This is a genomic window from Nocardia brasiliensis NBRC 14402 (assembly GCF_000308475.2).
GTDB lineage: Bacteria > Actinomycetota > Actinomycetes > Mycobacteriales > Mycobacteriaceae > Nocardia > Nocardia brasiliensis.
Window position 1 is genome coordinate 141794 of the sequence record NZ_BAFT02000113.1, and the last position, 26492, is coordinate 168285.

At 67.7% G+C, this 26492-nt stretch carries 28 protein-coding genes and 2 pseudogenes; 17 read left to right on the forward strand and 13 right to left on the reverse strand.

Translation table 11 applies throughout. The annotated features are described in order from the left end of the window. Window positions 1-20: 20 nt before the first annotated feature. The 4 genes from TY25_RS39990 to TY25_RS40005 all read left to right on the forward strand — a co-directional run bounded on the left by TY25_RS39990 (window position 21) and on the right by TY25_RS40005 (window position 5264). Window positions 21-3974, forward strand: coding sequence for a DNA-directed RNA polymerase subunit beta' (locus tag TY25_RS39990; protein ID WP_042265448.1), 3954 nt, complete (start codon window positions 21-23; stop codon window positions 3972-3974). 76 nt (window positions 3975-4050) lie between these two features. Continuing rightward, complete coding sequence (locus tag TY25_RS39995) at window positions 4051-4365, forward strand: hypothetical protein (protein WP_146154125.1); 315 nt, start codon at window positions 4051-4053, stop codon at window positions 4363-4365. A 70-nt stretch (window positions 4366-4435) separates the two neighbouring features. Further along, window positions 4436-4636, forward strand: coding sequence for a hypothetical protein (locus TY25_RS40000; RefSeq protein WP_042265451.1), 201 nt, complete (start codon window positions 4436-4438; stop codon window positions 4634-4636). A 103-nt stretch (window positions 4637-4739) separates the two neighbouring features. Next, window positions 4740-5264, forward strand: coding sequence for a hypothetical protein (locus tag TY25_RS40005; protein WP_146154126.1), 525 nt, complete (start codon window positions 4740-4742; stop codon window positions 5262-5264). Here TY25_RS40005 and TY25_RS42290 read toward each other — a convergent pair. Then, entirely contained in the window at window positions 5165-5629 is a 465-nt protein-coding gene (locus TY25_RS42290) for a type II toxin-antitoxin system RelE/ParE family toxin (protein WP_226887156.1), read from the reverse strand. The two genes, TY25_RS40005 and TY25_RS42290, sit on opposite strands and share 100 nt — an antisense overlap. Window positions 5630-6114: 485 nt before the next feature. Between TY25_RS42290 and TY25_RS43130 the strand changes: the two genes are divergently transcribed. The 4 genes from TY25_RS43130 (at window position 6115) to TY25_RS40020 (ending at window position 8992) form a co-directional block, all read left to right on the forward strand. Then, window positions 6115-6258, forward strand: a complete 144-nt coding sequence (locus tag TY25_RS43130; protein ID WP_156055193.1) for a hypothetical protein — start codon at window positions 6115-6117, stop codon at window positions 6256-6258. A gap of 63 nt (window positions 6259-6321) precedes the next feature. Further along, a complete protein-coding gene (locus TY25_RS40010) occupies window positions 6322-7287 on the forward strand; it encodes a zinc-binding dehydrogenase (protein WP_042265456.1) in 966 nt (321 codons plus the stop codon). Between the two features lie 59 nt (window positions 7288-7346). Further along, complete coding sequence (locus tag TY25_RS40015) at window positions 7347-8408, forward strand: glycerophosphodiester phosphodiesterase family protein (protein ID WP_042265569.1); 1062 nt, start codon at window positions 7347-7349, stop codon at window positions 8406-8408. A 113-nt stretch (window positions 8409-8521) separates the two neighbouring features. Continuing rightward, window positions 8522-8992 carry a PaaI family thioesterase gene (locus TY25_RS40020; RefSeq protein WP_042265457.1) on the forward strand — a complete coding sequence of 157 codons (471 nt, stop codon included), beginning with the start codon at window positions 8522-8524 and terminating at the stop codon, window positions 8990-8992. A gap of 13 nt (window positions 8993-9005) precedes the next feature. Here TY25_RS40020 and TY25_RS40025 read toward each other — a convergent pair whose 3' ends face one another. Beyond that, window positions 9006-10016 (reverse strand): aldo/keto reductase, encoded by a 1011-nt coding sequence (locus tag TY25_RS40025; protein ID WP_042265460.1) that lies wholly within the window; start codon window positions 10014-10016, stop codon window positions 9006-9008. A gap of 100 nt (window positions 10017-10116) precedes the next feature. Here TY25_RS40025 and TY25_RS40030 point away from each other — a divergent pair. Next, window positions 10117-10973 (forward strand): annotated as a pseudogene (locus TY25_RS40030) (helix-turn-helix transcriptional regulator). A 6-nt stretch (window positions 10974-10979) separates the two neighbouring features. Here TY25_RS40030 and TY25_RS40035 read toward each other — a convergent pair. Then, a complete protein-coding gene (locus TY25_RS40035; protein WP_042265462.1) occupies window positions 10980-11621 on the reverse strand; it encodes a DUF8020 domain-containing protein in 642 nt (213 codons plus the stop codon). Between the two features lie 100 nt (window positions 11622-11721). Further along, window positions 11722-12192: a MarR family winged helix-turn-helix transcriptional regulator gene (locus tag TY25_RS40040; RefSeq protein ID WP_042265465.1), complete on the reverse strand. Its 471-nt coding sequence runs from the start codon at window positions 12190-12192 to the stop codon at window positions 11722-11724. Window positions 12193-12276: 84 nt separating this feature from the next. Between TY25_RS40040 and TY25_RS40045 the strand changes: the two genes are divergently transcribed. Continuing rightward, window positions 12277-12648, forward strand: coding sequence for a VOC family protein (locus TY25_RS40045; RefSeq protein WP_042265467.1), 372 nt, complete (start codon window positions 12277-12279; stop codon window positions 12646-12648). A gap of 18 nt (window positions 12649-12666) precedes the next feature. On the opposite strand, the gene TY25_RS40050 is transcribed toward TY25_RS40045, so the two are convergent. The 3 genes and pseudogenes from TY25_RS40050 to TY25_RS44850 form a co-directional block, all read right to left on the reverse strand. Next, a complete protein-coding gene (locus TY25_RS40050) occupies window positions 12667-13656 on the reverse strand; it encodes a pirin family protein (RefSeq protein ID WP_042265470.1) in 990 nt (329 codons plus the stop codon). A 70-nt stretch (window positions 13657-13726) separates the two neighbouring features. After that, window positions 13727-14038, reverse strand: a complete 312-nt coding sequence (locus TY25_RS44845) for a GNAT family N-acetyltransferase (RefSeq protein ID WP_425297064.1) — start codon at window positions 14036-14038, stop codon at window positions 13727-13729. A 21-nt stretch (window positions 14039-14059) separates the two neighbouring features. Next, window positions 14060-14527: pseudogene (locus tag TY25_RS44850) on the reverse strand (carboxymuconolactone decarboxylase family protein); the annotation flags it as partial. 167 nt (window positions 14528-14694) lie between these two features. Between TY25_RS44850 and TY25_RS43470 the strand changes: the two are divergent. Beyond that, complete coding sequence (locus TY25_RS43470) at window positions 14695-14865, forward strand: hypothetical protein (protein ID WP_162836689.1); 171 nt, start codon at window positions 14695-14697, stop codon at window positions 14863-14865. A gap of 67 nt (window positions 14866-14932) precedes the next feature. Here the strand turns inward: TY25_RS43470 and TY25_RS43315 are convergent, their stop codons facing one another. From TY25_RS43315 to TY25_RS40070, 3 genes are read right to left on the reverse strand one after another with little or no spacing between them, the layout of a single operon-like run. Continuing rightward, complete coding sequence (locus TY25_RS43315; RefSeq protein WP_042265474.1) at window positions 14933-15223, reverse strand: putative quinol monooxygenase; 291 nt, start codon at window positions 15221-15223, stop codon at window positions 14933-14935. 29 nt (window positions 15224-15252) lie between these two features. Further along, the gene (locus TY25_RS40065) at window positions 15253-16269 is read right to left on the reverse strand and encodes an aldo/keto reductase (RefSeq protein ID WP_042265475.1); all 1017 of its coding nucleotides are present in this window, start codon (window positions 16267-16269) and stop codon (window positions 15253-15255) included. Continuing rightward, window positions 16266-16712, reverse strand: coding sequence for a MerR family transcriptional regulator (locus tag TY25_RS40070; RefSeq protein ID WP_042265571.1), 447 nt, complete (start codon window positions 16710-16712; stop codon window positions 16266-16268). Before TY25_RS40070 ends, TY25_RS40065 begins: the two co-directional genes overlap by 4 nt. A 166-nt stretch (window positions 16713-16878) precedes the next feature. Here TY25_RS40070 and TY25_RS40075 point away from each other — a divergent pair, with 166 nt between their 5' ends. Then, window positions 16879-17454: a Uma2 family endonuclease gene (locus TY25_RS40075; protein ID WP_042265478.1), complete on the forward strand. Its 576-nt coding sequence runs from the start codon at window positions 16879-16881 to the stop codon at window positions 17452-17454. 16 nt (window positions 17455-17470) lie between these two features. Here TY25_RS40075 and TY25_RS40080 read toward each other — a convergent pair whose 3' ends face one another. Then, on the reverse strand, window positions 17471-17839 hold the full coding sequence (locus TY25_RS40080) for a glyoxalase superfamily protein (protein ID WP_042265481.1): 369 nt from the start codon (window positions 17837-17839) through the stop codon (window positions 17471-17473). Window positions 17840-17897: 58 nt separating this feature from the next. Between TY25_RS40080 and TY25_RS40085 the strand changes: the two genes are divergently transcribed. Next, the gene (locus TY25_RS40085) at window positions 17898-18101 is read left to right on the forward strand and encodes a hypothetical protein (protein WP_029901871.1); all 204 of its coding nucleotides are present in this window, start codon (window positions 17898-17900) and stop codon (window positions 18099-18101) included. Window positions 18102-18112: 11 nt separating this feature from the next. On the opposite strand, the gene TY25_RS40090 is transcribed toward TY25_RS40085, so the two are convergent. Then, on the reverse strand, window positions 18113-18604 hold the full coding sequence (locus TY25_RS40090; protein WP_042265482.1) for a SixA phosphatase family protein: 492 nt from the start codon (window positions 18602-18604) through the stop codon (window positions 18113-18115). Window positions 18605-18761: 157 nt separating this feature from the next. Here TY25_RS40090 and TY25_RS40095 point away from each other — a divergent pair, with 157 nt between their 5' ends. Then, the gene (locus TY25_RS40095; protein ID WP_042265484.1) at window positions 18762-20432 is read left to right on the forward strand and encodes an FAD-dependent oxidoreductase; all 1671 of its coding nucleotides are present in this window, start codon (window positions 18762-18764) and stop codon (window positions 20430-20432) included. 57 nt (window positions 20433-20489) lie between these two features. Here the strand turns inward: TY25_RS40095 and TY25_RS40100 are convergent, their stop codons facing one another. Beyond that, entirely contained in the window at window positions 20490-21266 is a 777-nt protein-coding gene (locus TY25_RS40100; RefSeq protein WP_014988452.1) for an acyl-[acyl-carrier-protein] thioesterase, read from the reverse strand. A gap of 218 nt (window positions 21267-21484) precedes the next feature. On the opposite strand from TY25_RS40100, the gene TY25_RS40105 reads away from it, so the two are divergent. The 3 genes from TY25_RS40105 to TY25_RS40115 are packed head-to-tail and all read left to right on the forward strand — an operon-like array spanning window position 21485 to window position 26486. Then, window positions 21485-23338: a serine/threonine-protein kinase gene (locus TY25_RS40105; protein ID WP_042265486.1), complete on the forward strand. Its 1854-nt coding sequence runs from the start codon at window positions 21485-21487 to the stop codon at window positions 23336-23338. Continuing rightward, the gene (locus TY25_RS41135; protein ID WP_052383502.1) at window positions 23338-25281 is read left to right on the forward strand and encodes a serine/threonine-protein kinase; all 1944 of its coding nucleotides are present in this window, start codon (window positions 23338-23340) and stop codon (window positions 25279-25281) included. Before TY25_RS40105 ends, TY25_RS41135 begins: the two co-directional genes overlap by 1 nt. Next, entirely contained in the window at window positions 25281-26486 is a 1206-nt protein-coding gene (locus TY25_RS40115; RefSeq protein WP_042265488.1) for a DUF7373 family lipoprotein, read from the forward strand. The genes TY25_RS41135 and TY25_RS40115 overlap by 1 nt, the downstream gene beginning before the upstream one ends. Window positions 26487-26492: the final 6 nt, after the last annotated feature.

Genomic DNA, 26492 nt, shown 5'->3' on the forward strand with positions numbered 1-26492 from the left:
TACAGGGGAAAGGAAGTTACGTGCTAGACGTCAACTTCTTCGATGAACTCCGGATCGGCCTGGCCACCGCCGACGACATTCGCCAGTGGTCCTTCGGCGAGGTGAAGAAGCCGGAGACCATCAACTACCGCACGCTCAAGCCGGAGAAGGACGGCTTGTTCTGCGAGAAGATCTTCGGTCCCACCCGGGACTGGGAGTGCTACTGCGGCAAGTACAAGCGCGTGCGCTTCAAGGGCATCATCTGTGAGCGCTGTGGCGTCGAGGTGACCCGTGCCAAGGTGCGCCGTGAGCGGATGGGCCACATCGAGCTGGCCGCCCCGGTCACCCACATCTGGTACTTCAAGGGCGTGCCCTCGCGCCTGGGGTACCTGCTCGACCTGGCGCCGAAGGATCTGGAAAAGATCATCTACTTCGCCGCCTACGTCATCGTCGGGGTCGACGAGGAGCTGCGCCACAACGAGCTCAGCACCCTCGAAGCCGAGATGGAGGTCGAGAAGAAGGCCGTCGCCGATCAGCGTGACGCCGACCTGGAGGCCCGCGCCCAGAAGCTCGAGGCCGACCTGGCCGAGCTCGAGGCCGAGGGCGCCAAGTCCGACGTGCGCCGCAAGGTCAAGGACGGCGGCGAGCGCGAGATGCGTCAGCTGCGCGATCGGGCCCAGCGTGAGCTGGACCGGCTCGACGAGATCTGGACCACCTTCACCAAGCTGGCCCCGAAGCAGCTCATCGTCGACGAGGTGCTCTACCGCGAGCTGATCGACCGCTACGGCGAGTACTTCACCGGCGCCATGGGTGCGGAGTCCATCCAGAAGCTGATGGAGAACTTCGACATCGACGCCGAGGCCGAGAACCTGCGGGAGACCATCCGCAGCGGCAAGGGCCAGAAGAAGCTGCGTGCGCTCAAGCGGCTCAAGGTCGTCGCGGCGTTCCAGACCAACGGCAACTCGCCGATGGGCATGGTGCTCGACGCCGTTCCGGTGATCCCGCCGGAGCTGCGCCCGATGGTTCAGCTCGACGGTGGCCGCTTCGCCACCTCCGACCTGAACGACCTGTACCGCCGCGTGATCAACCGCAACAACCGCCTCAAGCGACTGATCGATCTGGGTGCGCCCGAGATCATCGTCAACAACGAGAAGCGGATGCTGCAGGAGTCCGTGGACGCGCTGTTCGACAACGGCCGCCGCGGCCGCCCGGTCACCGGACCGGGTAACCGCCCGCTGAAGTCGCTGAGCGATCTGCTCAAGGGCAAGCAGGGCCGGTTCCGCCAGAACCTGCTCGGCAAGCGCGTCGACTACTCCGGCCGTTCGGTCATCGTCGTCGGCCCGCAGCTGAAGCTGCACCAGTGCGGTCTGCCCAAGCTGATGGCGCTGGAGCTGTTCAAGCCGTTCGTGATGAAGCGCCTGGTCGACCTGAACCACGCGCAGAACATCAAGTCCGCCAAGCGGATGGTCGAGCGGCAGCGTCCCCAGGTGTGGGATGTCCTCGAAGAGGTCATCGCCGAGCACCCGGTGCTGCTGAACCGCGCGCCCACCCTGCACCGCCTCGGCATCCAGGCATTCGAGCCGCAGCTCGTCGAGGGTAAGGCGATCCAGCTGCACCCGCTCGTCTGTGAAGCGTTCAACGCCGACTTCGACGGTGACCAGATGGCCGTGCACCTGCCGCTGTCCGCGGAGGCGCAGGCCGAGGCCCGCATCCTGATGCTGTCCTCGAACAACATCCTGTCGCCGGCCTCGGGTCGCCCGCTGGCCATGCCGCGTCTGGACATGGTGACCGGCCTGTTCTACCTGACCCGCCTGGAAGAGGGTGGCAAGGGCGAATACAAGCCGGCCGCAAAGGATTCCGCCGAGTTCGGCGTGTACTCCTCGCCCGCCGAGGCGCAGATGGCGGTGGACCGCGGTGAGCTCACCGTGCGTTCGCTGATCAAGGTGCGGCTCACCGAGCAGCGCCCGCCGAAGGACATCGAGGCGGCGCAGTTCCCGCAGGGCTGGCAGCGCGGTGACGCGTGGATCGCGGAGACCACCCTCGGTCGCGTGCTCTTCAACGAGCTGCTCCCGGCGGACTACGCGTTCATCAACGAGCAGATGCCGAAGAAGCGTCAGGCCACGATCATCAACGATCTGGCCGAGCGCTACCCGATGATCGTGGTCGCGCAGACCGTCGACAAGCTGAAGGACGCTGGCTTCTACTGGGCCACCCGTTCCGGCGTGACGGTCTCCATGTCCGACGTGCTCGTGCCGCCGGAGAAGACCGAGATCATGGAGCGCTACGAGGCGCAGTCCGACCAGATCGAGAAGAAGTACCAGCGTGGTGCGCTCGATCACCAGGAGCGCAACAACGCCTTGGTGAAGATCTGGCAGGAAGCGACCGAAGAAGTCGGTCGCGCGCTGCGGGCGCACTACCCGGCCGACAACCCGATCATCACGATCGTCGACTCGGGCGCCACCGGTAACTTCACCCAGACTCGTACCCTTGCCGGTATGAAGGGCCTGGTGACGAACCCGAAGGGTGAGTTCATCCCGCGGCCGATCAAGTCCTCCTTCCGTGAGGGCCTGACGGTGCTGGAGTACTTCATCAACACCCACGGCGCGCGTAAGGGTCTGGCCGACACCGCGCTGCGTACCGCCGACTCGGGTTACCTGACCCGTCGTCTGGTGGACGTCTCGCAGGACGTGATCGTGCGCGAGCACGACTGCGCCACCGAGCGCGGCATCGTGGTGCCGATCGCGGAGAAGCAGCCGGACGGCACCATCATCCGCGACGCGCACGTCGAGACCAGTGCCTACGCCCGGACGCTCGCGTCCGACGCGGTCGACGCCAACGGCAACGTCGTCGTCGGCAAGGGCGCGGACCTCGGCGACCCGGCCATCGAGGCGCTGCTCGACGCGGGTATCACCGAGGTGAAGGTCCGCTCCGTGCTGACCTGCACCACCGGCACCGGCGTGTGTGCGACCTGCTACGGCCGCTCCATGGCGACCGGCAAGCTGGTCGACATCGGCGAGGCCGTCGGTATCGTCGCCGCGCAGTCCATCGGTGAGCCCGGTACCCAGCTGACCATGCGTACCTTCCACCAGGGTGGTGTCGCGGGCGATGACATCACCGGCGGTCTGCCCCGCGTGCAGGAGCTCTTCGAAGCTCGTGTGCCGAAGGGCAAGGCGCCCATCGCCGAGGTCTCCGGCCGGGTGCGGCTCGAGGACGACGATCGCTTCTACAAGATCACCATCATCCCGGATGACGGTGGCGAAGAGGTTGTCTACGACAAGCTCTCGAAGCGGCAGCGGCTGCGTGTCTTCAAGCACGACGACGGCACCGAGCGGCTGCTCTCCGACGGCGACCACGTCGAGGTCGGCCAGCAGCTGCTGGAAGGCGCGGCGGATCCGCACGAGGTGCTGCGCATCATGGGTCCCCGTCAGGTGCAGATCCACCTGGTCCACGAGGTCCAGGAGGTCTACCGCTCGCAGGGTGTGTCGATCCACGACAAGCACATCGAGGTCATCGTGCGCCAGATGCTGCGTCGCGTGACGATCATCGACTCGGGTGCCACGGAGTTCCTGCCCGGTTCGCTCACCGAGCGTTCCGAGTTCGAGGCCTCCAACCGTCGCGTCGTCGCCGAGGGCAACGAGCCCGCGGCCGGCCGCCCGGTGCTGATGGGTATCACGAAGGCGTCGCTCGCGACCGATTCGTGGCTGTCGGCGGCGTCCTTCCAGGAGACCACTCGAGTCCTGACGGACGCGGCGATCAACTGCCGCTCCGACAAGCTCATCGGCCTCAAGGAGAACGTGATCATCGGTAAGCTGATCCCGGCCGGTACGGGCATCAACCGGTACCGCAACATCCAGGTGCAGCCGACCGAAGAAGCCCGTGCCGCCGCGTACGCGGTGCCGTCCTACGACGACACCTACTACAGCCCGGACAGCTTCGGTCAAACCACCGGCGCCGCAGTCCCGCTCGACGACTACGGTTTCAGCGACTACCGCTAGTCCGGTACCGCGACATCCGGCCCCCGCTCCTCGGAGCGGGGGCCGTTTGCGTCGCATAGGCGCTGGTGCAGCCGATATGAGCCGCAGCACCGAGCCGCCATCCACTACTATTGGCCCCATGCCTCCCGCGAGTCCTCTCCCCGCCGGCGATCCGCATCGCGTGATCACCGGGCCGGACGGTGCGGTCGAGGTGATCGTCAGTTTGGCCGAGTACCAGCAACTGAAGGCTGAACGCGAAGAGTTGCACCGGCTCCGGCGGGAGGACGAGCGCCGAACCGCGATCGCGGTCCAATTCCGCGAGGGAATCGCCCAGTACGAGGCCGATCCCACTTCTTTTCGCACGTTGACCCGAGAGGATCTGCAGCGAGAAGACCTTTTTGACCGGCCGTAGAGTTCTCATAGAGGTTGCTCCACGAGCCGAGCAGCAGATATCCGAACTGCCCGAGGTCCTCCGAATCAGAGTGCGCACGGCACTGCTCGATCTGCTGGACGATCCGCTACCACTGGCCAACGGTGCCAGGCCTTTTCGTGCCGGCGGAGAGGAAATTCCGAACGCCTATGAATGGGACCTCGGTGGTGTCACCCTCTTCTACAGTCTCGTCGAGACCGGCCCGCTGCTGGTTCAGGTCCTCGTCCTCGTCGTCGTGGTAGACGCACTCTGAGCCGCGTCCGCCGAGCGACCCACCGAAAGACCCGCTGGGCGTGGTGGAGATCGTCGGCGCGATCGGGCACTTCGGCACCTGATCCGGTGGCATGATCTGCGGGATGACGGCTCCGGTGGCCGACGATGTCGTTCGCGAGGTCGTGCGGGACGCGATTCGGTCGGTGTGGAAGAACTGTCCTGATCTGATCGAGAACGGGGCGCACGCGCGAACGGTGGTGGCGCACATCGCCGCAGCGCTCAACCTACGGTTGGCGACGTGGTCCGGGTTGTGGCGGGCCGACGTCGACTACAACCTCTTCCACGAGCGCGGGTTGCAGGTCATCCGGGAGCGCTACCTGCGTGTGCCGGATGCCCGCGCCGAACACGTCTGCCCGAACCTGATCGTGCACGACCCACGCGGCGGTGGCCCCGACCACCGCCTGCTTGTCCTGGAAGCCGAAAAGGGCAGCGGCACAACGCCGCACCGTGAATACGCCTACCGCAAACTCCAGGGCTTCCTCGAACAATTCGACTACCACCAGGCCGTCTACCTCGAATACGACGCCTCCACCCGCCCCCGCCTCGAATGGCTCGTCCCCTTCATCTCCCACCCCGCCCCCACCCTCCCGCCCGGCGAAGAGCTCTGAATCAGTCCCACCAGGCCATCAACACTCCGGTGCGGTACGGCCAACTTCCGATCGTGCTTCTGGGCGCGATAGTCGGCAAAGCGCTGCTCTGCCAACGGGATCGCGTCGTCGTACCAGTGTGACCACCGTCCGGCCTTGTCACCCGCAACCAGGATGATGGCTTCGCGATCCGGATCGAATACGAACAGGATGCGTATTTCCGAGTGTCCGCGGGAGCCAGGTCTGAGTTCCTTCAGATTGCGCAGCCGGCTGTGTTCGAGGGTGTCGACGAGGGGTCTGCCGAGCGCAGGACCGACGGCAGCTAGTCGGTCCAGCGCCTGCTCGACCAAGGCGGCCGTCACTGGATCGGATTCGCACAGCTTCATGAACCAGATATCGACCGGCTAGAGAAGTGTGAGTTCCCAGGTCACCCGTGCAATATGACATAGGGCTTATGTCGATGAGGGTTGACCGGCGTGCTGCTGTCCGTGCACCGCGACGGCACGGTCCGGGACGTCGGAAATCGGGGGAGGTGAAGCGTTTGCGCAGCCTGTCCGGCCGGACTCGGTAGTGGCTGAAGCGTGACCAGAAGTTTACTTCGGGGGGAATAGTTTCTGTGAGAATATTTTCAGCTGATGGGGTTTGGCTGTGGGTGGGCGGGTACTGCGGCTGGTGGCCTCAGCCGAAATGTGTTCCCTCCGTTGTTGAAAGCGAGCCGCTTCATGACCGACCACCAGATCTTCGATCTCGGTGACTTCACCACGCCGCACATCGCGATCTCGCGGGGTCACGGTCGAAAGGGGGCGCGCGCTGCCGCCGTCCTAGCGGAGCTATCGAGAAGGCCTGGCGGACCGTCCTGAGCGGGCGGGTCATGGAATGCATTGTCGCGGCGGTGCTCGGCCCGCTGCTGTTGGCGGGCATCGTGGTGCTCGCGGTCTGGGACGACGTGCGCGACCGGGGCGACGACTATCCGGAGCATGCGGCGGACCGGGACCGGGACCGACCCCGTCATTGACATGAACTAATGTTCAGGTTGCACGCTGTCTTCGACGAGTAGTCGAACTGCCGAGGAGGCATTGTGCACGCCGTAGTCCTACACGCTTTCGGTCCCGCGGAGAACCTGCGCTACGAGACGGTCCCGGACCCGATTCCCGGCCCCGGGCAGGTGCGTATCGAGGTGCGCGCGGCCGGCGTGCATTTGATCGAAACGGCGATGCGCGAGGGTCTTCCGATCGGCCCACCGCTGCCGGCACTACCTGCGATCTTCGGCGGCGAGGTGGCCGGTGTCGTCGAGTCCGTCGGCCCGGGCGTCGCCGGCGACTGGGTCGGCGTCCCGGTGGTGACGTCGCGGAGCGCGTCCGGCGGATACGCCGAGCTTGCGGTCGCGGAAGTGCCGATGCTGCACCGGATTCCGGCCGAACTCGATTTCGGGTCGGCGGTCGCCATGATCGTCACCGGTACCACCACGGTCGAAGTGCTCGACATCGCCGAACTCACTGCCGATGATGTGGTGCTGGTGCATTCGGCGGCGGGCGGGATCGGCAGACTGCTCGTGCAGCATGCGCGCTATCTCGGTGCCCGAGTAGTCGGCGCGGCGGGCGGTGCGGCGAAGGTCGCTGCGGTAGACGCACTCGGAGCCGATCTAGCCGTCGACTACAACGAGCCGGGCTGGGTCGACGAAGTCCGGCGGGCGGTCGGCAGCGTGACGGTCGTCCTGGACGGCGTGCAAGGTGAAAAAGGTCGGGCGGCAATAGATCTGCTCAGTACGGGCGGCCGATACCTCACCTACGGCAATGCCTCACGCGGGACCTTCGCGCCCGATGTGGAAAAGCTTCGGGAACAGGGCATCACGTACATCGATGCCTTGGCGTTGTTGCTGGCCAAGCCTCGACAGGTCCGCGTCGAGGAGGAACGCGCCCTGGCCGCCGCGGCACAAGGACGCATGGTGCCTGCGGTGCAAGCGTTCCCACTGGCCCGAGCCGCCGCCGCGCATGCCGCGCTCGAACAGCGCGCGACTACCGGCAAAGTGGTGCTGGAGTCCTGATCGGCAGACATTCATCCGGTTGTCACCGCGGTGTGGCCGGCGACGGCCATGATGGACGGATGCGGCATGTGTGTGCGGTATCGGTGGTGCTGGCCCTGTTCGCCGGTGTGCCGGCGGCAGGCCCCGCCACCGCCGACGGCCCGGGTCACCAGTTCGATCTGCAGGCGCACCGGGGTGGTGCGGCCCTGGTCGTGGAGAACACCCTGCCCGCCTTCGCGAACGCGCTGGAACTCGGCGTCAGCACCCTGGAACTGGATGTGCAGATCACCGCGGACGGCTACCCGGTGGTGACCCACGATCGAGATCCCAACCCGGACAAATGCATCGACACGCTGCCTGCCTTTCTCGGTGACCCGAAGTTCCCGTATGTGCCCGGCACCAGATACATCCGTGACCTGACCTTGGCGCAGGTACGGACGATCGACTGCGGCACACAGCGTTTGGCCGCCTTTCCGGATCAGCGCACCGCGCCGGGTGCGCGCATGCCTTTGCTGTCCGAGGTTTTCGACCTGGTACGCAGCTATCACGCCGACGATGTGCGGTTGAACATCGAGACGAAGGTGGAGGCGGGCGCGCCGGAGCAGACCGCTCCGCGTGAGCAGTTCGTGCAGGTCGTCGCGGCCGAGGTGCATCGCGCGCACATCGAAAGTCAGGTCACCATCCAGAGTTTCGACTGGGGTGCGTTGATGCGCATGCGGGAGGTGGCTCCGGAGCTGCCGCTCGTCGCTCTCACGAACGGTCAGCAGTTCCTGCAAGCGGGCCAAGCGGGCGCCTCACCGTGGCTGGGCGGCCTGGACATCGACGACTTCCCGGGCTCGCTCCAGCGGCAGTATGTCGCCGCCGCAGCATCTTTCGGCGCCGATGCCGTGTCCCCGGTGCACGGCGACCCGCAGAGCGGCAGTATCGAAGATCCGGCTTACCAGCCGTTCACCACCGACGACCTGGTCGACGCCGCGCACCGGCACGGCATGCGTGTCATTCCGTGGACGGTGGACGACCGGCCGACTATAACGGCTCTGCTCGACCTCGGCATAGACGGCCTGATCACCAACCGCCCGGACCTGTTGCGCGCCATCCTCGCCGAACGGGGCTACGAACTGCCGACGCCGCGGCACCGGTAACCGGTACGCGGTGAAACTACGTCGTAGACAATCGCTACACCGTAGACAACCCCCACGCCGCCGGGGTATGTAAATAGAACACGTTTCAGTTCTGGAGTTCGGCGGGAGATGCGATGGACAGCGCGGCCATGGGGGAGTTGGTGATGGCGGGATTCCAGAAGTTGGGGTTCATCCAGTTCACGGGGATCGAAGGCGTCGAGTTCGATGCCGGTCGCAACGTGGTGCGCATGACGCCGCGCGAGGAACATCTGAACCACAACGGTGACTTGCACGCCGCGGTGCTGTTCGGGCTGGCCGAGACCGCGGCGATGGGTGCGTCGGTGTCCGGGATCGTCGACCTGATGGGCGAGACCTTCATCGTGGCCAGGGACGGGCGGATCGAATACCGGGCCCGCGCCAAAGGCGATGCGGGACCGTTTCTCGCCACCTCCGAAGTCTCCGGCGACACCTTGCAGCGGGTGCGCGCGGATATCGCCGCCAAGGTGGCGATCGAGCTGGAGGTGCCGGTGAACATCACCGACACCTCCGGAACGTCCGTCGCCACAGCGGCATTCACCGCGGTGATCCGGCCCCGCCGCCAGTAGTCGGCGGGCGCACTCACCGTTCGCTGTCCAGCATGGCCATCTGTTCCGACGCATAACGGGTACCCGCGATCCGATCTACGGGCACGGCGGCCTCGATGGTGGCCAGCTCGTCCTCGGTGAGCGAGATCTCGAGCGCGCCGACGGCCTCGGTCCAGCGTTCACGACGCCGCGCGCCGATGATCGGCACGATGTCCGCGCCGCGGGTCAGCGCCCAGGCGATGGCCAGCTGAGCCACCGAAACCCCTTTGACTGTGGCGATCTCGGCGAGCGCGGCCACGAGTTCCAGGTTCCGGTCGAGGTTTTCGCCCTGGAACCGCGGGCTGTGCGCTCGGAAATCGTTGGCCGCGAAGGTGGTTCCGGCCTGTACCGAGTTGCTCAGCAGCCCGCGCGACAGCACACCGTAGGCGGTGACGCCGATGCCCAATTCCCGGCAGACCGGCAGGATCTCGGCTTCGATGCCCCGCGAGATCAGCGAGTACTCGATTTGCAGGTCGGTGATCGGGTGTACGGCGGCGGCCCGTCGGATGGTGTCCGCGCCCACCTCGGACAGTCCCACCTGCCGGACATATCCGGCCTCGATGAGTTCGCCGATCGCGCCGACCGTGTCCTCGATCGGCACGTTCGGGTCCAGGCGAGTGGGACGATAGATGTCGACGTAGTCGACGCCGAGTCGCTGCAGACTGTAGGTCAGGAAGTTGCGCAGGGCCGCGGGCCGGGTGTCCACCCCGCCCCAGGTGCCGCCCGGTCCGCGCAGCCCGCCGAACTTCACGCTGAGCACGATGTCCTCGCGCGGCCGCGCCGCGATGGCCTTGCCGATCAGTAGCTCGTTGTGGCCCGCGCCGTAGAAGTCGCCGGTGTCGATCAGGTTCGCGCCTGCATCGAGCGCGGCGTGGATGGTGGCGGTGGACTCGGCGTCGTCGGTGGCGCCATACATACCGGACATGCCCATCGCACCGAGCCCGATCCGGCTCACGGTGGGGCCGCCCTTACCGAGCTGAACTGTGGGAATCTTAGCTGTCGTCATGGCACCAGCCTGAACCTACCGCCCGATGCGCACCAGAGACGGGCGATCGGGGGATCGCCGATCCCTGGTTGCGCCGGCCGTTTCGGGGGACAGTGGTGGCATGGACCGCACCGAGCTCGCCGACTTCCTGCGCCGCCGCCGTGAGCAGCTGACGCCCGCGGAGGTGGGTTTGCCACCCGGTGTCCGGCGGCGCACACCCGGCCTGCGCCGGGACGAGGTAGCCCTGTTGGCGGGCATGTCCACGGACTACTACACCCGGTTGGAGCAAGCGCGGGGGCCGCGGCCGTCCACCCAGGTGCTGGCGGCGCTGGCTCGCGCCTGCGCTTCAGCAGCGACGAACGCGACCACCTCTACCACCTGTGCGGTCACGCCGCGCCGTCGCGCGAGCAGCACGACAGGCATGTCGGTCCCGGCCTGATGCATCTGCTGGCGAAACTGGACGACACGGCCGCCACCGTGGTGACCGATCTCGGCGAGGTGCTGGTGCAGAACCGTATGCACACCCTGCTGGTCGGCGACCACGGCACGCGCAAGGGGTGGGATCGGTACTACGCCTACCGCTGGTTCACCGATCCTGATTCGCGCGCCGTGTTCCCGGCGCCGGACTGGGATCGGCTGAGTCGTAAGCATGTCGCCGATCTGCGCGCGACCGCTGCCCGCCGGGCGGGCGACGCCGATGTCGCCGAGTTCATCGCCGTCTTACGTTCGGCGAGCACAGAATTCGATCGGCTGTGGGACGAACACGAAGTGGCGGTGCGTCTTTCGGACACCAAGCGCATCCTGCATCCGCAAGTGGGTCTGATCGAAACGGTCTGCGAAACACTGCTCACGCCCAATGCCGCGCAACGGCTCCTGGTCTACCTGCCGCGTCCGGGTACCGACGCCGCCGACAAGCTGGACCTGCTGCGGGTCATCGGCACCCAGCAACTCGCCGAACTCCCGGATACCGCGCTCTGACGGTGCTCAAGGTGCGCCGGAGGCGTAGTCCATCGCCGCGTCGATCGCGGGCTGGCCGCCTGCCATGGCCAGGCCCGCCGCCGCGCCGATCGCGGCGCCGAGCACCGTCGTGATCGGCACCGTGATGAAGTCGAGCACGAACAGACCGAGCGGGAAGCCGAGCACGAAGCCGACCGCGGCGCCGATTCCCGCCCCTGCCAATACGATCGGCATGTTCTTCTCCACCTCGGCGAAGAACCGCTCCTGGGCACTGACATCGCGCAGCGGCACGTCCGACAGACCGACCGGGTCGATCACGAGGCGGTGTCCGGCGTCCTCGACCACGGGCCGCAGTTCGACCCGCCGGTCGCCGACGCGCAGCGCCATCGGCAGTGCGGCAACGACATTGCCGTCGCGATCGCTGAGTGTGACCACCCGTCCGTCGCGGATCACGTCGAAACGGCCGTCCGCGATGGTCGTGACGGCGGCCCGCCGGTCCGGGGACGCCGCGACCTGGTAGGCGATGTCTTGGAAGATGCCGCGCACATCGAGCGGTCCGTCGGGCGTGTCGGCGGGATCCGCGTAGACGGTGCCCGCGGTGAGGACGGTGGCCACCATGGCCGACATCGTCGTCGCGGAGATTGTCGCGGAGATTCTGGAGATGCTCATCGTGCTCTTTCCTGGCGCTGCCCCCTGCGCGGTGTTCGATCGGGCACGATACCCGCTGCGGTCCCGTAGCTGAAGGGCCTCGAGCGCAACGCAACTCGGTTCAGCGCGGTAGCTGCTCGCTGAGCCTGCGCAGATAACCGGCGAATCGCTTGCGGTCGGCGTCGTCCCAGTCCGCGGTGAGGTCGGCGAAGACCTGGCGTTGCCAGACGTGGGCTTCGGTGAGCAACTGTTCGCCGTCGCCGGTCAACGCGAGGGAGGTCTTGCGGCGGTCGTGCGTGGCGGCGGCGCGGGCGAGGTAGCCCGCCGCGGTGGCATCGCGCACCATCCGGCTCGCGCCCGAATGGTCAAGTCCGAGTTGGTGTGCCACGGTGCCGATGGTGGCCTCGCCGCCCAGTTCGACGGTCGCCGCGACCGCCTCGACCACCTGTACATGCTGGGCGCTGCGCAATTCGTCGGGCAGCTCCGCCGAGGTCCGGTTGATCCAGCGCCGGGACCAGAATCGCACCAGCCGGAACAGTGCGGGCCCGCCGTCGGTGGTGCTTCCGGTGCGTTCGATCGCCCTTCTGCTCATGCCCCCAGCCTAGCTCGCAGCTATCAGTCGTATGCGTATCGCATGTATATTCGTATGCATATCGCATACTTATCGGAGGTAGCCGTGACCATAGTCCTGAATCACACCATTGTTCCCGCCGCCGACCGGCATGCCGCCGCAACGTTTTTCGCTGATCTGCTCGGCCTGACTGTGGGCAGGCAGATCGGTCCCTTCGCGCCGGTGTGGGTCAACGACGACCTCACCCTCGATTTCGACGATCGCGTCACCGTCGTGCCCGGCCACTACGGTTTCCTGGTCGACGACGACACCTTCGACGCGCTGCTGCGGCGGCTCGCGCGGCGGCCCGAGGTCGACTTCGGGTCCGGCGTCGAGCACGGCTGGGATCGCGCGGTCAACCAGCTCGCGGGCGGCCGGGGCGTCTATGTGCTCGCCCCGGACGGCCACAGCTACGAATTCTTCACCGCCGCACCGTGACCGGTGCCCGCGCCGGAATCAGCCGCGGGCCGGGCCGATCCGGCGCTTGCGCGGCTTCAAATGCAGCGCGGGCAGCGGCGGGGCCGGAATGCGCTGGTCCGGTCGGTGACCCGCGATATCGGCGAACCGCTCGAGATCGTGGTTCTCCCAATCGTTTCGGGCGGCGACGATCTCGTCGTGACTGCGCGCGACGAAGTTCCACCACATCACCAGTTCCTCGCCGAACGGTTCGCCGCCGATCAGCGCGAAATGCGCACCCGCGGTGCTGGACAGCGTCAGTTCGGTCCGTTCGGTGCCGAGATACAGCAGTGGTCCCGCGGTCAACGGGGTGCCGTCGATCGTCACCTCGCCTTCGATCACCAGCACCGCGTGCTCGAAGGCGGCCTCGACGGGCAGGGTGACTTCGGCGCCCGCGTCCAGCCGGACGTCCGCGCCGACGATCGGTGTGTACGCGGTCGCCGGTGAAGTGAGTCCGGCCAGCGCGCCGATCAGCACCACCGCCTCGATGCCGTCCGACCGATAGATCGGCAGCGCACGATGCTGCTCGAAATGCGGTGCGATCCCGGTTCGATTGCCGGGCAGCGCGATCCACAACTGCAGACCGTGTCCGGTGTGCGCGCCCGCGACACCGTATTCCGAGTGCGCGATGCCGTGCCCCGAGGTCATCAGATTCAGCTGCCCCGGCTCGATCTCGACATCGGAGCCCACCGAGTCGCGGTGCCGAATCCTCCCGTCGAACGGCCAGGTCACCGTTTGCAGACCGATGTGCGGGTGCGGATCGATATCCGGGGACGCGCCCGTCGTGGTGACCGTGGGCGAGCCGAAGTGGTCGAGAAAACACCACGCGCCCACGGTCGGCAGATCTCGTTGCGGCAGTACGCGTTCCACGAACACGCCGCGCACGCCGCCGAGCGGCACCTCGCGCGCGGGATAGAACTCCGCGACCGGGCCCGGGCCGGGCTCCGGTTCGCAGAGCGCTTCCTCTGGATGAGCTTCCAAATCGCTCACGGCCGTGCCTCGCTGACGCTGGGCTCCGCCGTTCCCGACGCAGCGACCTCGGTTCGTGCGCTGCGCTGACTCACTGAGGGATCCCTTTGCCGACGACATGCGCGTCGTACTGCGGATGCTTGTCCAGGTAGGCCTTGATGAATGGGCACAGCGGCCGGATCGTCCGCTTCCGCTCGACGGTGTCCTCGATGGCGTGCTTCGCCAACACGCTGCCGAGCCCCTTACCGGAGAACGCGCCGTCGATCTCGGTGTGGGTGAACACCGTCTCGTCGCCGCGCTCCTCGTACTCGGCGAACCCGGCGAGCTCGCCGCCGTAGGTCACCTCGTAGCGGTGCTTCTCGTCGTTGCGGACAACCTTGGCTTCGGGAGTGGCTGTGGTCATGGTCGACTTCTCCTTCGATGCGCGTACCGGGTGCTTGCTGAGGATCGACACGCGATTGAACGCGCCGATCGTGGTGGCCGTCCAGACGACGACGGACAGCTGATCGTCGGTCAGGACCTCGCGGGCCGCGGCGTACGCCCGGTCCACGGTGTCCTCGTCCGGCAGCGTCGTGGTGACCTCGGCCAGCCGGAGGACGGCCCGTTCGAGCGGTGAATACAGATCCGTGCGGTCCCACGCGGGCAGGACCGCGAGTTCCTGTGCGGTATTCCCCGCGGCGAGCGCGGCACGCTGATGCACGTCCAGGCAGACGGCACAGCCGTTGAGCTGGGAGACGCGCATGTTGATCAGCTCGACGAGCTTGCGGTCCAGGCCGACGGCGGCGGCCGCGGCGCGCACTTCGCCGGCGACCTTCACGAGGGTGCGATACACGCCGGGCGTCTGCTTGTCGATCCAGACGCGGTCATGCGGTTCATCGGGCTTCACCTTCATGGATGCTAGCCCCCTTCGGGGCCGGGCGTGCCGTGGGGTGACGCTCAAGCGGACCGGAGTCCGCACATATTTACGGCGCTGTACAGAACTCGTAGAGATCGTCGCGTGGACCTCCCGCCGGCCGGTGCCCGGCACAAGAATGGGGAGTTCGTCGAAGGAGAAATGCCATGAGGTTCCGCAACCGCACCGCACCCACGCTGGTCGCCGCCTGCCGCCGCAGCGCGCACCGGATCTGGGCCCGGCAGGATCTCACCCCGCAGGAGCGGGCGAATCTCCTCGCGGGCTGGACGCCGCCCGCGGTGATCAGCGCATCGCTCGGGGGGCGCACCTGCCACTGAGCCCGGGTACGAGAACGGCCCGGCGACACCGCGATCGGTGCAGCCGGGCCGCCGGTTCGGCGCGGACCTAGATCTCGGTGAACCGTCGCAACTGGAACGGTTCGACCAGGATGTCGTCCAGCGCGGCCGCGCCCTGCTTCAGGTGCGGGGTCTCGAAATGCGCCGCCAACGCGTCGGCGTCGACCCACTCCTCCAGCAGCACGGCCTTGGCCGGGTCGGTGGGATGCAGGTACAGCTCGTAGCGAAGGCAGCCCGGCTCCGCGACGGTCGGCCCGACCAGGTTCTCCAGCACCGCGCGCAGGTCGGCCTCCCGGCCGGGCTTGGCGGTGAAGCGGACATTGAGTGTCAGGGTGGACACGTCGTACTCCTGATCTGTTGTGGTTGTGGCTATTCCCGGCCCGCGGAGCTGAAAGACATATCCGCGTAACGATTTCCGGCTACCCGGTCGGCGATCGGGTCCAGCGTGGCCAATTCGTCCTCGCTCAGAGCCAGGGTAGCGGCGGCCACGTTCTCGGCCAGCCGAGTCCGCTTGCGGGTCCCCGGGATCGGGACCACCGGCACGCCGTGCACCGCCGCCCTGCTGTGCACCCACGCCAGCGCGACCTGTGCCAGCGTCAGCCCGCGCGCGTCGGCGATCCGGCGCAGCGGTGCCAGCAACTCGACATTGTGCGCCGCGTTGTCACCGGTGAATCGGGGCATGCTGTGCCGGAAGTCTTTCTCGTCCGCCAATTCCTTTGCGGAGGAGAATGATCCGGCCAAGAAGCCGCGGCCCAGCGGCGAATACGGGACGAAGGTGACGCCCAGTTCCGCCGCGGCGGGCACCGCCGTCCGCTCGACATCGCGGGAGAACACCGACCATTCGGACTGGATCGCCGCGATCGGATGCACGGCGTGCGCCGCGCGCAGTTCCGGCCCGGTCACTTCGGACAGGCCCAGCGCCCGGACCTTGCCCTGCGCAACCAGTTCGGCCAGCACGCCGACGGTCTCCTCGATCGGTACGGCGGGATCGCGGCGGTGCATGTAGTAGAGGTCGATGGTGTCGATGCCGAGCCGGCGCAGGCTGGCGTCCACGGCGCGCCGAATGTAGGCGGGGGAGTTGTCGATACCGCGGAAGGCCGGGTCGTCGGGTTTGGTGTAGATCGCGAATTTCGTTGCCAGTACCACTCGTTCGCGGTTGCGCCGGACGAACTCGCTGAGGAACTCCTCGTTGCGTCCCGCGCCGTACACGTCCGCCGTGTCGAAGAGCGTGACGCCGAGCTCGAGCGCGTGGTCCAGCATCGCCCGCGCCTCGACGGTGTCGGTGCTGCCGTAAAAGGCGCTGATCCCCATGCAGCCGAGCCCTTGCCCGCCGACCTCGATCCCACTGGCGCCCAAGGTGGTGGTGGGCAGCGTGTTGCCGGTCATACCCTGATCCCTTCGCTCTCCTGTGCGGTGACCGGGGCCGGGCGCACGGGCTGGGCTTTGCCCTCGTACACGTCGATCTTGTAGTCCAGCACGGCCACGGTCTGATGGAGTTCATCGATCTTGGCGAGTACTTCGGCCCGCGTTTTCCGGAACATCGCCAGCCGCTCGGGGAACGTGGATTCCCCTTCGCGCACCAGCTCCGCGTACCGGACCATGTCCGCCACCGACATGCCGGTGGTGCGCAGCCGCCCGATCAGGGTCAGCCACTCCAGGTCGCGATTACTGAACCGCCGCTTGCCGGTGTGGTCGCGGCCGATGTAGTCCATCAGCCCGATCCGTTCGTACCAGCGCAACGTGTCCCGGGTCAGCCCCGACCGCTCGGACACCTCCCCGATCGAATACCGCGGCGTTTCCCAGTCGCTGTCCCGTTCGCTCCGCGCCATTTCACTCACGACACTCGCCTTCCCGTCTGAACCCCGTCGACGCTAGTCACCTGGAGTGCACTCCAAGCAACCCCATTCTGCCGAAGACCCCCTACAGCCTCCGGCCGATCCGGTACTTTGCGTGGGACACTGGAGCCGACCGGGTGGGGCGAGCTGAGGAGCGAGGGTGACGGCACTTCCGGAACCGTGGCGGCTGCTGACGATTGCCGACTATTTGGCACTCGATGAGGACGAGCTGGTTCGCCACGAGTTGCAAGAGGGGGTTCTCGCCATTTCGCCGTCGCCGAAACCGCGCCACAACTTCGCGGGCTTGCGGCTATCCAGCCAGGTAGATGCGCAGCTTCCGGCGAACCTGGTCGCCGTGCCCGATGTCGATGTCGATTTGCAGCTCGTTCCGGAGGACGGACCGGCCACGGTCCGCCGACCGGATCTGGTTGTGGTGGACCGGGAGGAGTTCGACCGGGTCGATGCCGAGAACGGGGTCCTGCGTGCCTCGGGCGTCCGCCTCATCGTCGAAATCATCTCGCCGGGCTCCCGGCGCACCGACTTCGTCATGAAGAAGAGCGAGTACGCCGACGCCGGCATCCCGCAGTACTGGATCATCGACCTGAGCGAGCCGCTGAGCTTGGTCGCCTTCCGGCTCACCGAGGAACTCGGCTACGTCGACGACGGTGAGGTGACCGGCACCTTCACCACGTCGTCGCCGTGCCCGCTGACCATCGATCTGAAGCAGCTGGGCTGAAAACCGATCCTGGCGCTCAGCTGTAGTTCGGAAGTTCCTGGATGGCCCATTTGTTGCCGTCGGGGTCGGCGAAGTAGGTGAACTTGCCCCACGCGAGTTCTTCGACCGGGGTGGCGGCGACGCCCGCGGCGGTCAGTTGTTTGTAGGCGTCCTCGGCGTCGGCGACGACGATCTGCATGCCGACGACGCTGCCGGGGGCCGCGTCGGTGACTCCTTCGCCGATGCAGATGGAACAGCCCGAGCCGGGCGGGGTGAGCTGCACGAAACGCACGTTCTCGTCCACCCGGTGATCATGGTCGGCGTGGAAGCCGATGCTGGTGTAGAAGTCCTTCGCACGATCCACGTCGGTGACCGGGATCGCGATGAGCTCGATTTTCCAATCCATTGCCAGAGCATGGCACCGCTGTCCGACAAAGTCCTGGAATCGGGCCTACCCTGGTCACATGCCAGGTAAGGACATCGACCGGATCAGGGCCCGCTCGGCCTGGGCGACGGTCAAGGAAAGCCCCGTGATCACCGCGATCGCGGTCGCGCCGGTGGTGCTCGCGGTCGCGCTCGTGTGGTGGCTGATCGGCGGATTCGCCGCCTTCGTGCTGCTGGTCGTGCTCGGCGCGGTCGTGGTGGTCGGCGGCAAGCTGCTCCGCTGAGCCCGCGCCGCTCAGCGCGGGATGTGGAAGCGCACCAGCTCGCCTGCTCCCGGGTCGATCTGTGCCCACGGCCGGTCGAACTCGAGCACCGCGAGCGCCGAGGTGGGGAACTTCCGGCTGAGTTCGATCGCCGGCGCCGAACCGCGGTTGCCCGCCAACTCCCATGCCGTCCACGGCATTCCGGGCGCATGCCCGATCACCAGCAGGGTCGCGACCTCCTCGTCGCTGAGCTGGACCAATTCGATCAGGCTCTGCGGCGAAGCCTCGTAGATGCCCGCCTCGTAGACCACCGGCGCGGTGATGCCGGTGGCCGTCAGCGTCTGCCTGGTCCGGGTCGCGGTGGAACAGCGCACCGCGTCGATCGGTGGCTGGGTCCGGCGCAACCATTCGCCGGCCAATCCCGCTTCGCGTTGCCCGCGCGGCGCGAGCGGGCGTTCGTGGTCGCCGACACCGTCGGGATATGCCGACTTTCCGTGTCGCATGAGGATCAGAGTCCGCACCATGGAGATACCGTAAGGCCTCCAGTCGCATGGCCTCGACCACACTCGAGGCAAACTGAAAGCGGCGTCACATCGCGACGGTTCCGCGACGCGCCGTTTTTGTCCACCTCTGCCCACCGGGTGGCCTACAGCCCACGTACATTTCGAGGATCTTGACAATATGGCCTACGTCATCACGCAGCGTTGTTGCAACGACGCCAGCTGCGTCTCCGAGTGCCCAGTCGATTGCATCCGTCCGACCCCGGACCAACCGGAGTTCGCGACCACCGAGATGCTCTACATCGACCCCGACACCTGTATCGACTGTGGGGCGTGTGTAGACGCGTGCCCGGTGGAGGCCATCTTCTCCGAGGACGATCTGACCGCGTCGCTGGCCCGATACCGCGATATCAATGCCGCGTACTTCAAACGGCATCCGCTCGAATCCAACTTCGACCCGATCGTCACGCCGCCGCGGCCGCCGAAGGATCTCGGCACGTTGCGGGTCGCGATCGTCGGCGCCGGTCCCGCCGCCTGCTACGCGGCCGACGAGCTGCTGCGCCGGGCCGATGTCGAGATCGAGATGTTCGACCGGGTGCCCACGCCGTGGGGTCTGGTCCGCAGCGGTGTCGCGCCCGATCATCCGGGCACCAAGACGGTGTCGGGTCTGTTCGAGTCCGCGTTCCGGCGTGAGACGCTGCAGTACTACCTCAATGTCGAGGTCGGCACGCACGTCACGCACGAGGAGCTGCTGCGCCACCATCACGCGGTGATCTACGCGGTGGGCGCCTCGACCGATCGCCGCCTCGACGTGCCCGGCGAGGAACTGCCGGGCAGCCACTCGGCCACCGAGTTCGTCGCCTGGTACAACGGCCATCCCGACTACGCCGATCGGCAGTTCGACCTGTCCGGCGAGCGGGCGGTGATCGTCGGCAACGGCAACGTCGCACTCGACGTGGCCCGGGTGCTCACGGTGTCCCCGGACGAGCTGGCCAAGACCGATATCGCCGACCACGCCCTGGACGCGCTGCGGCGTAGCAATATTCGCGAGGTCGTGGTGCTCGGCCGCCGCGGCCCGCTGCAGGCGGCGTACACGTCCTCGGAGTTCCTCGCGCTCGCCCACCTCAACGGCATCGATGTCGTCGTCGACGCGGCCGATCTGGAGCTCGATCACGCGAGCCAGGCGGTGCTGGACGACCCGGACATCGAACCGTCGCTGAAGCTCAAGTACACCCTCGCCGAGGAGTACGCGGGCGGCACGCGCGACGACGCCAACAAGCGGATCGTCTTCCGCTACCTGGCCTCGCCGACGGCGTTGCACGGCACCGGCAGAGTCGAATCGATCGAGTTCGCGCACAACGAATTGTTCGCCGACAGCGGCGAATTGATGGCCCGGGCGACCGATCGCACCGAGACCATCGAGACCGGACTGGTGCTGCGCTCGATCGGCTATCGCGGCGCACCGGTCGCGGACCTGCCCTTCGACGAGCGGCGCGGCATCGTGCCGAACGAGCACGGCCGGGTGCTCGAGGCGGACGGCAGCCCGCTGCCGGGCGTGTACGTCAGTGGCTGGATCAAGCGGGGTCCACGCGGCGTGATCGGCTCGAACCGGGTCGATGCGGAGGAAACCGTCGAACATCTCATCGCCGATTTCACCGCGGGCAAACTCGGTGCGCCCGAAGCGGATCGGGCGGCGCTGAAATCGCTGCTGCGCGAGCGGCAGGCCGATCTGGTGGACCGGGAAGGCTGGCGGGCGATCGATCAGGCCGAACGGGCCGCGGGCAAGTCGGCGGGCCGGCCGCGGGTCAAGTTCACCACGCGGGCGGATCTGCTGAAGGCCGCGCGCGGCTGAACGCCGGGGAAGCCGATCGGGTGCGCGGCGCTCGGTCGGCTTCCGCTGTCGCGCGGGCTATTCCGGCGGCAGCGGCATGATGCGCACGACCGTGGTGGTGGTGCCGCCGACCACGAACCACAGCCGCAGCACCGGCCGTCCGGTCCGGTCGCCGGGCTCGTAGCGGCTGCGCACGGTGACGTGCTGGCGGGCGAGCACCGGCGCGACGTACTCGATCACCGCGCGGTGCGGGCCTGCGAGCAGCTTCGGGTACTCGACCAGGAACTGTTCCACCGCCTGCCAGTAACAGGCGTTGTTGACGTGGTTGTACTGGTCGATATCGGTCGCCCGCACCGGAAACGGCATATCGGTGTCGGATTCGATCGGGGTGGTGTCGGTGAGGTACGGCCGCCAGCGCAGCCGATGTTCCTGGGTGGTCTGGGCCAGGTAAGCGAGGCCCTCGTCGCTGATCCGGGCGGGGCGCTGGGTCAGTTCGCTGATGTTGATCCAGAAGCCCTCGGTCTCGATCAGCCCGCCGTTGCCGCTGGTCACCCGCACGCGCATATTCGCCCAGCGGGTCGACATCGCCGAGCACCAGCGCAGTAGCTGCACTTGCTCCGGCCACAGGATCGGCCGGATGACGTCGATCACCGTGCGCCGCACGATCCAGTTCGGATCGGAGTGGTGCAGAAATGTCTTGTGCAGGTTCTCCCAGGCGATGTCCTGCAGATAGCGGGCGATGGCGTCGAACCGCAGCCGGTCGTAGGGGTCCACATCGCCCGCCCGGATGGGCCACGCCGAGGCAAAGCCGATGCCCTCCTGGGGAAGCGGGGCGAGTGGCTGATCGAGTGACACTGGTGCTCCTCGCGCTGCACGGGGTGCCGCGTTCTTCGTGTGGTGCTGTTCTGAGACGACTTTACGGGGGTGTAGGTCACACCAGCGCGCCGAGTGCGTCAGTACTGCGCGCCTCGCCTCGAGCGGTGACACGGATCGCGGCCGGATTCCGCTCGTGGGGACGCCTCGCACCGGCGCCGGTACGATCCCGGGGCAAGCATTTCAGGGGAGGACGCACGGTGAGACCGCTCGGCCCGCACGACCCGCGCACCGCGGGGCGGCACCAGTTGATCGCCGTCATCGGCCAGGGTGCGATGGGTCGGGTACTGCTCGGGCGCGCTCCCGACGGACGCCTGGTCGCGGTCAAGATGATCCACCGCCACCTCGCCAGGAATGCCGAGTTCCGTGCCCGCTTCCGCTTGGAAGTCCAAGCGTCCCAACGGGTCACCGGCGCCTACACCGCGGCTGTCATGGATGCCGACCCCGACGCGGAGGATCCGTGGCTGGCCTCGGTTTTCGTGCCCGGTCCGGCCCTGCGCGAGGCCGTCGACCAGCACGGCCCGTTGCCCTTGGGCGGATTGCGCCTGCTCACCGCCGGACTCGGATCCGCGCTCATCGAGATCCATCGCGCGGGCATGATCCACCGCGACCTCAAACCCACGAATGTGCTGCTGGCCGAGGACGGTCCGCGGGTGATCGACTTCGGCATCGCCCGGGCGCTAGAGGCCGATGTCCAGCTGACCACCACCGGCACGCTCGTCGGCTCCCCGGCGTACATGTCGCCGGAACAGGCGTCCGGCCTCGAACTCAGCACCGCCAGTGACGTTTTCTCGGTGGGCGCGATGCTGTACCTGGCCGCGACCGGGGACAGTCCGTTCCTCGGCGCGTCGGCTCCGCAGACGCTGTACAACGTGGTGCACGACCGGCCGGACACCAGTCGGATCCCGCCGGTGCTGCGCCCGGTCGTCGAGGCGTGCCTGGACAAGAATCCGCTGCACCGGCCGACGCCGCGCCAGCTGATCGACTCGGTGGCGACGATGCCCGCCCGGTCCGGTTGGCCCGGCTCGGTGCGGCAGCAGATCACCCGGGACCGGGCCGACGCCGACCGCTGGGCGGCCGCGGGTGGGGATCCGGCCGCCGAGGCGCCACGGCGTGGCCGCACCTGGCTTGCGGCCGTGGCCGTCCTGGTCTTGGCGGCCGCGGGCACGGTCACCGGTGTACTGCTCAGCCGGGACGACCCGCCGAGCAGGCCCGATCCGCTGGCGAATCGCACGCTGGACCTTTCCGACGCGCAGCTGCGGCTCATCGACACGTGTGCGCTGCTCGGTCCCGATGTGGTCGGCGGACTGGGGCAGCCGGTGGAGGCCGAGCCGACCGAATCAGCGGTCTGCGAAACCAGATTCATCGAATTGGACGGCAGGCAGACCCGGATGCGCGTGCGGGTCGGCACCCCGGTGGCGTCCGGCAAACCGCTGTCCGAGCAGGTCGCGGGCCGGACCGTGCTGGATACCACGGCGGAGACCGGCTCGTGCGGCCGCGCGCTCGCGGCGCGCGACGGGGCCCCGGTCGGGGTCGAGGTGACGATCAGTGCGGCCGCACGTGATTCGTGCGGGTCGGCGACCGAAGTCCTGAAAGCCGTTGCCACCCGGCTCGTCCTGGATCCGCCGCAGGCGAAACTGCCCGATCCCTCGGTGGTCCGGATGGATCCGTGCGCCGCCGTGGCACCCGGCATTCTCGACGCACAGCTCGGCTCCGGCGTCCGTGCCACCCCGGCAGACGTGCACACCTGCACCTGGTCCGGGACCACTACCGAACTCACGGTGCGGCTCACCGAGGCGAAGCGCGTCGATACCGACCCGAGATACACCACACTGTTCGTCGATGGTGGCAAACTCGGCGACTTCGACTCGGCCCGCCGGATCGATCAGGACGGCACCTGCGTGACGGTTCACCTGGTGCGGTCCACCATCGGGGGTCGCGGCGACCTGATCGCCGTCTCGGCGCGTCCGTCCGCGGGGGCGCCGGCCGATACCGCCTGTGCCACTACCGAAGCCGTCCTGACCGGAGTTGTCGACGCAGTGAGGAGGTCCTGATGGTGACGCGCCTGGAGCCCGCAGACCCGACGCAGATCGGCCGGTACCGGCTGCTCGGCGAGCTCGGAGCCGGGGCGATGGGCCGGGTGCTGCTCGGCGTCGGACCCGACGGCCGCCTGGTCGCCATCAAGCAGGTGCATGCGCACCTGGTGGACGAGGCGGATTTCCTGCCGCGTTTCCGGCGCGAGGTGCAGACCTCGACGCGGGTGTCGGGCGCGTTCACCGCCGCCGTCGTGGATTTCGACGTCGATTCCGAAATGCCCTGGCTGGCCTCGGTATTCGTGCCGGGTGTGCCGCTCGACAAGGCGGTGAAGGAGTACGGCCCGCTCGACACCGATCAGATCCGGACCCTGGCCGTCGGGCTGGCCTCGGCCTTGCACGCGATTCACGGCGTCGGGTTGATCCACCGGGATCTCAAGCCCGCCAACGTCATTCTGGCCGAGGACGGGCCGCGCGTGATCGATTTCGGTATCGCGCGTGCCGCCGAGGGCCGTTCGGAGCTGACCGGGACGGGATCGATCATCGGTTCGCCCGCGTTCATGTCGCCGGAGCAGGCCGAATCACTGCCGTTGACGCCCGCCAGCGATGTCTTCTCCCTCGGCGCGGTGCTCGCCATGGCGGCGGGCGGGACGAGCCCGTTCGCGGGCTCGTCGTTGCCGACCACGCTGTACAACATCGTGCATGTCGATCCCGACCTGTCCGGCCTGCCCGCCGAGGTCCGCGCGCTGGTCGAACCGTGTCTGGCCAAGGATCCGCAGGCCCGGCCGACGCCCGGCCAGATCCTGGACTTCCTCGGCGGCGTGCGGACCGGCGGCGCGCTGTGGCCTGCCGCCGTGCACGACGCGATCCGGCGACAGGACGCGGAACTGTCGGCATTGCGGTCCGATCCCGAAGCGACGCAGTTCACCACCGTCGGTGCGGCCGCCCCGCCCACCCAGCCGGGCGGTGACTTCGATACGCGACTGGGCCAGCTCGTCGCCGCGGCCAGGATCACCGACGAGCGACGACGCCGGGCCCGGCTGCGGATCGGCGCGCTGGCCGGTGCCGCGCTGCTGGTCGTCGCCGTGGTGGCCGGCGCGATCACCTGGGGCGGTGACGAGGAATCGACCGCGCCGCAGGTGAATTCGCTCGGTGCGCTGAACCTGACCAAGCTGCGGGCGGTCGATCTCTGCGCGGCGATGAAGGAGCCGCTGGTGCCCGCGCTGGGCGACTGGACGCAGAAACCGCTCTCCACCCGGTGGGGCACGTGCGGTGCGGCGGCCGGTGGCTATCAATTCAGCTTCGAGATCGCGCGAACCGAAGGTTTCGTGGAAACCGGCGCAACGGTGGACGGCGCACCGGTGCTGCGGGATACCGCGGCGCCGGACGGCACCTGCGGGCGCGCGCTGCTGCCCGCCGCGACCGAACCGCAGTTCGCCGTCGTCGCCAGGGTGCAGGGCGCCGGTGCCGCGGACAAACTGTGCTCGGTGGCCGACGAAGCCGTGACGCGGTTCGCGCCGCGCCTCGCCGGCGGCGGACCGAAACTGCCCGACGTGCGCCGGTCGCTGGCCCGGCTCGATCCGTGCGCACTGGTGGACGTCGACGTCGCGAAACTCAGCATCGGCCGGCAGTTGCGCGGCGATGCCGATACGTTGCACTCCTGCAAGTGGGCCGGGGGAAACACGGTGGCGGTCCGGCTGGAGCGGACCGCGCCGCCCGCGGAGACGCCCAAGCCGATCGTGATCGACCTCGGTGGTGGCAACATCGTCAACATCGACGAGCAGGAGCAGAGCGCACCCGCCTGTGTCCGGCAGGCGGTGTACCGGCCCGGTCGGGAGGGGACAGCGGAAGTGGTGACGGTCCAGGTGGAAAATCCGGCCATGGCGGCACATCCGGAGTTCAAATGTCTTGCCGCGCAGGAGATCCTGCGCAACGTCATGAGCAACCTGCCGGTGGTGCGCTGATGCGGGCCGCCTCGATCACGCGCGGGCTGGCGCTGGCGTGCGTCGCCCTGGCCGCGCTCTGCGGCTGCGGCGACGTGCGCGGGACCGCGCTGCCCGGTGAAGCGGACACCCGGAAATTCGATGTCGGCGGATACCCAACGGCGGTGCCGAAGATCGCGCCGAACCTGGATCCCGTCGGCTATGCCCGGCTGGAAGGCGTGCGGCTGGCCGATGCCGTGATGAGCCCGCACGAGGTGGACGACAAGTACTCCGCGGGCGCCTCGGCGCAGGTGCACACCGGCCTCGACACCTTGACCAGCTATCTCGCCGAGCCGGTCCTGCCGGTGCTGCAGAATTACGGCTTCGTCGTCGGGTTCTCCACCGGTTCGGCCGACGCGGTGCTCCCGTTGACGCGTGCGACGGAGGGCAGTCGCGAACGCGAAGGGCTCACCGTCACCGTGCTGCGATTCCGGGACAAGGACGCGGCGAAAGCCGCCGCGGCGGAGATGAACGCGGTCGACTTCGCGCTCAGTCCGGAGAACGCCGCCGTTCAGCTGCCGAAATACCCGGACTCCGGCGCACATTGGCGGCCCGCGGTGCCCACCCTCGGCAGCACGACCGCGCACGGGGTGTTCGTGATCAGCACGCTGGCCGATGCGCGTACCACGGACCTGACCCGGCTGATCGGCATCACCCAGAAATATCTGGACGCGGAACTGCCTGCGCTGGACCGGTTCACGCCGACGCCGACCACCGAATTCGGCACGCTGCAGCAGGATCCGGATCGCGTCCTGACCCGTGCGCTACATCCCGGCGGGACGGTGCCGCAACCCGACGGCCAGGGCGAGGTCGTGCTGACCCTGCGCGGATATCTCAATTACATTCTCGATCAGTCCGGGCGCTATCCGGTGCTGCGGCGGGCCGGTGTCGATCGCGTCGCGATGACGCCGAGCGTTTTCGTCTTCCGTACTCGGGACGCGGCCGCGGCCAAGCAATTCGTCACCGAATCAGTGGAATTGGACAGTCCGGCCGACCGGCGCGCTTTCGATCCGCCGGAGGATGTTCCCGACGCGCTGTGCCTGCAGAGCTACAACGTGACCAAGAGCGCGCAGTTCAGATGTTTCGTCGCCTACCACGAATACGCCGCACTGATCATCGGCCAGCAGCTCTTGGACACTCAGCAACGCGCGGCGGCCCAGTACGCGCTGTTCGCGAATATCCGCTGAGCACCG

Bases quoted from the DNA above. Each gene is read 5' to 3' on its own strand.
- TY25_RS40095 (WP_042265484.1), top strand. From the start codon at position 18,762: ATGGCCTACGTCATCACGCAGCGTTGTTGCAACGACGCCAGCTGCGTC.
- TY25_RS40040 (WP_042265465.1), bottom strand. From the start codon at position 12,192: ATGAGCAGAAGGGCGATCGAACGCACCGGAAGCACCACCGACGGCGGG.
- TY25_RS40080 (WP_042265481.1), bottom strand. From the start codon at position 17,839: ATGGATTGGAAAATCGAGCTCATCGCGATCCCGGTCACCGACGTGGAT.
- TY25_RS40025 (WP_042265460.1), bottom strand. From the start codon at position 10,016: ATGACGACAGCTAAGATTCCCACAGTTCAGCTCGGTAAGGGCGGCCCC.
- TY25_RS40015 (WP_042265569.1), top strand. From the start codon at position 7,347: ATGCGGCATGTGTGTGCGGTATCGGTGGTGCTGGCCCTGTTCGCCGGT.
- TY25_RS43470 (WP_162836689.1), top strand. From the start codon at position 14,695: ATGAGGTTCCGCAACCGCACCGCACCCACGCTGGTCGCCGCCTGCCGC.
- TY25_RS44845 (WP_425297064.1), bottom strand. From the start codon at position 14,038: ATGACCACAGCCACTCCCGAAGCCAAGGTTGTCCGCAACGACGAGAAG.
- TY25_RS39995 (WP_146154125.1), top strand. From the start codon at position 4,051: ATGAGCCGCAGCACCGAGCCGCCATCCACTACTATTGGCCCCATGCCT.
- TY25_RS43130 (WP_156055193.1), top strand. From the start codon at position 6,115: ATGGAATGCATTGTCGCGGCGGTGCTCGGCCCGCTGCTGTTGGCGGGC.
- TY25_RS40070 (WP_042265571.1), bottom strand. From the start codon at position 16,712: ATGGCGCGGAGCGAACGGGACAGCGACTGGGAAACGCCGCGGTATTCG.
- TY25_RS40020 (WP_042265457.1), top strand. From the start codon at position 8,522: ATGGACAGCGCGGCCATGGGGGAGTTGGTGATGGCGGGATTCCAGAAG.
- TY25_RS40035 (WP_042265462.1), bottom strand. From the start codon at position 11,621: ATGAGCATCTCCAGAATCTCCGCGACAATCTCCGCGACGACGATGTCG.
- TY25_RS40065 (WP_042265475.1), bottom strand. From the start codon at position 16,269: ATGACCGGCAACACGCTGCCCACCACCACCTTGGGCGCCAGTGGGATC.
- TY25_RS41135 (WP_052383502.1), top strand. From the start codon at position 23,338: ATGGTGACGCGCCTGGAGCCCGCAGACCCGACGCAGATCGGCCGGTAC.
- TY25_RS40090 (WP_042265482.1), bottom strand. From the start codon at position 18,604: ATGGTGCGGACTCTGATCCTCATGCGACACGGAAAGTCGGCATATCCC.
- TY25_RS42290 (WP_226887156.1), bottom strand. From the start codon at position 5,629: ATGAAGCTGTGCGAATCCGATCCAGTGACGGCCGCCTTGGTCGAGCAG.
- TY25_RS40085 (WP_029901871.1), top strand. From the start codon at position 17,898: ATGCCAGGTAAGGACATCGACCGGATCAGGGCCCGCTCGGCCTGGGCG.
- TY25_RS40005 (WP_146154126.1), top strand. From the start codon at position 4,740: ATGACGGCTCCGGTGGCCGACGATGTCGTTCGCGAGGTCGTGCGGGAC.
- TY25_RS40115 (WP_042265488.1), top strand. From the start codon at position 25,281: ATGCGGGCCGCCTCGATCACGCGCGGGCTGGCGCTGGCGTGCGTCGCC.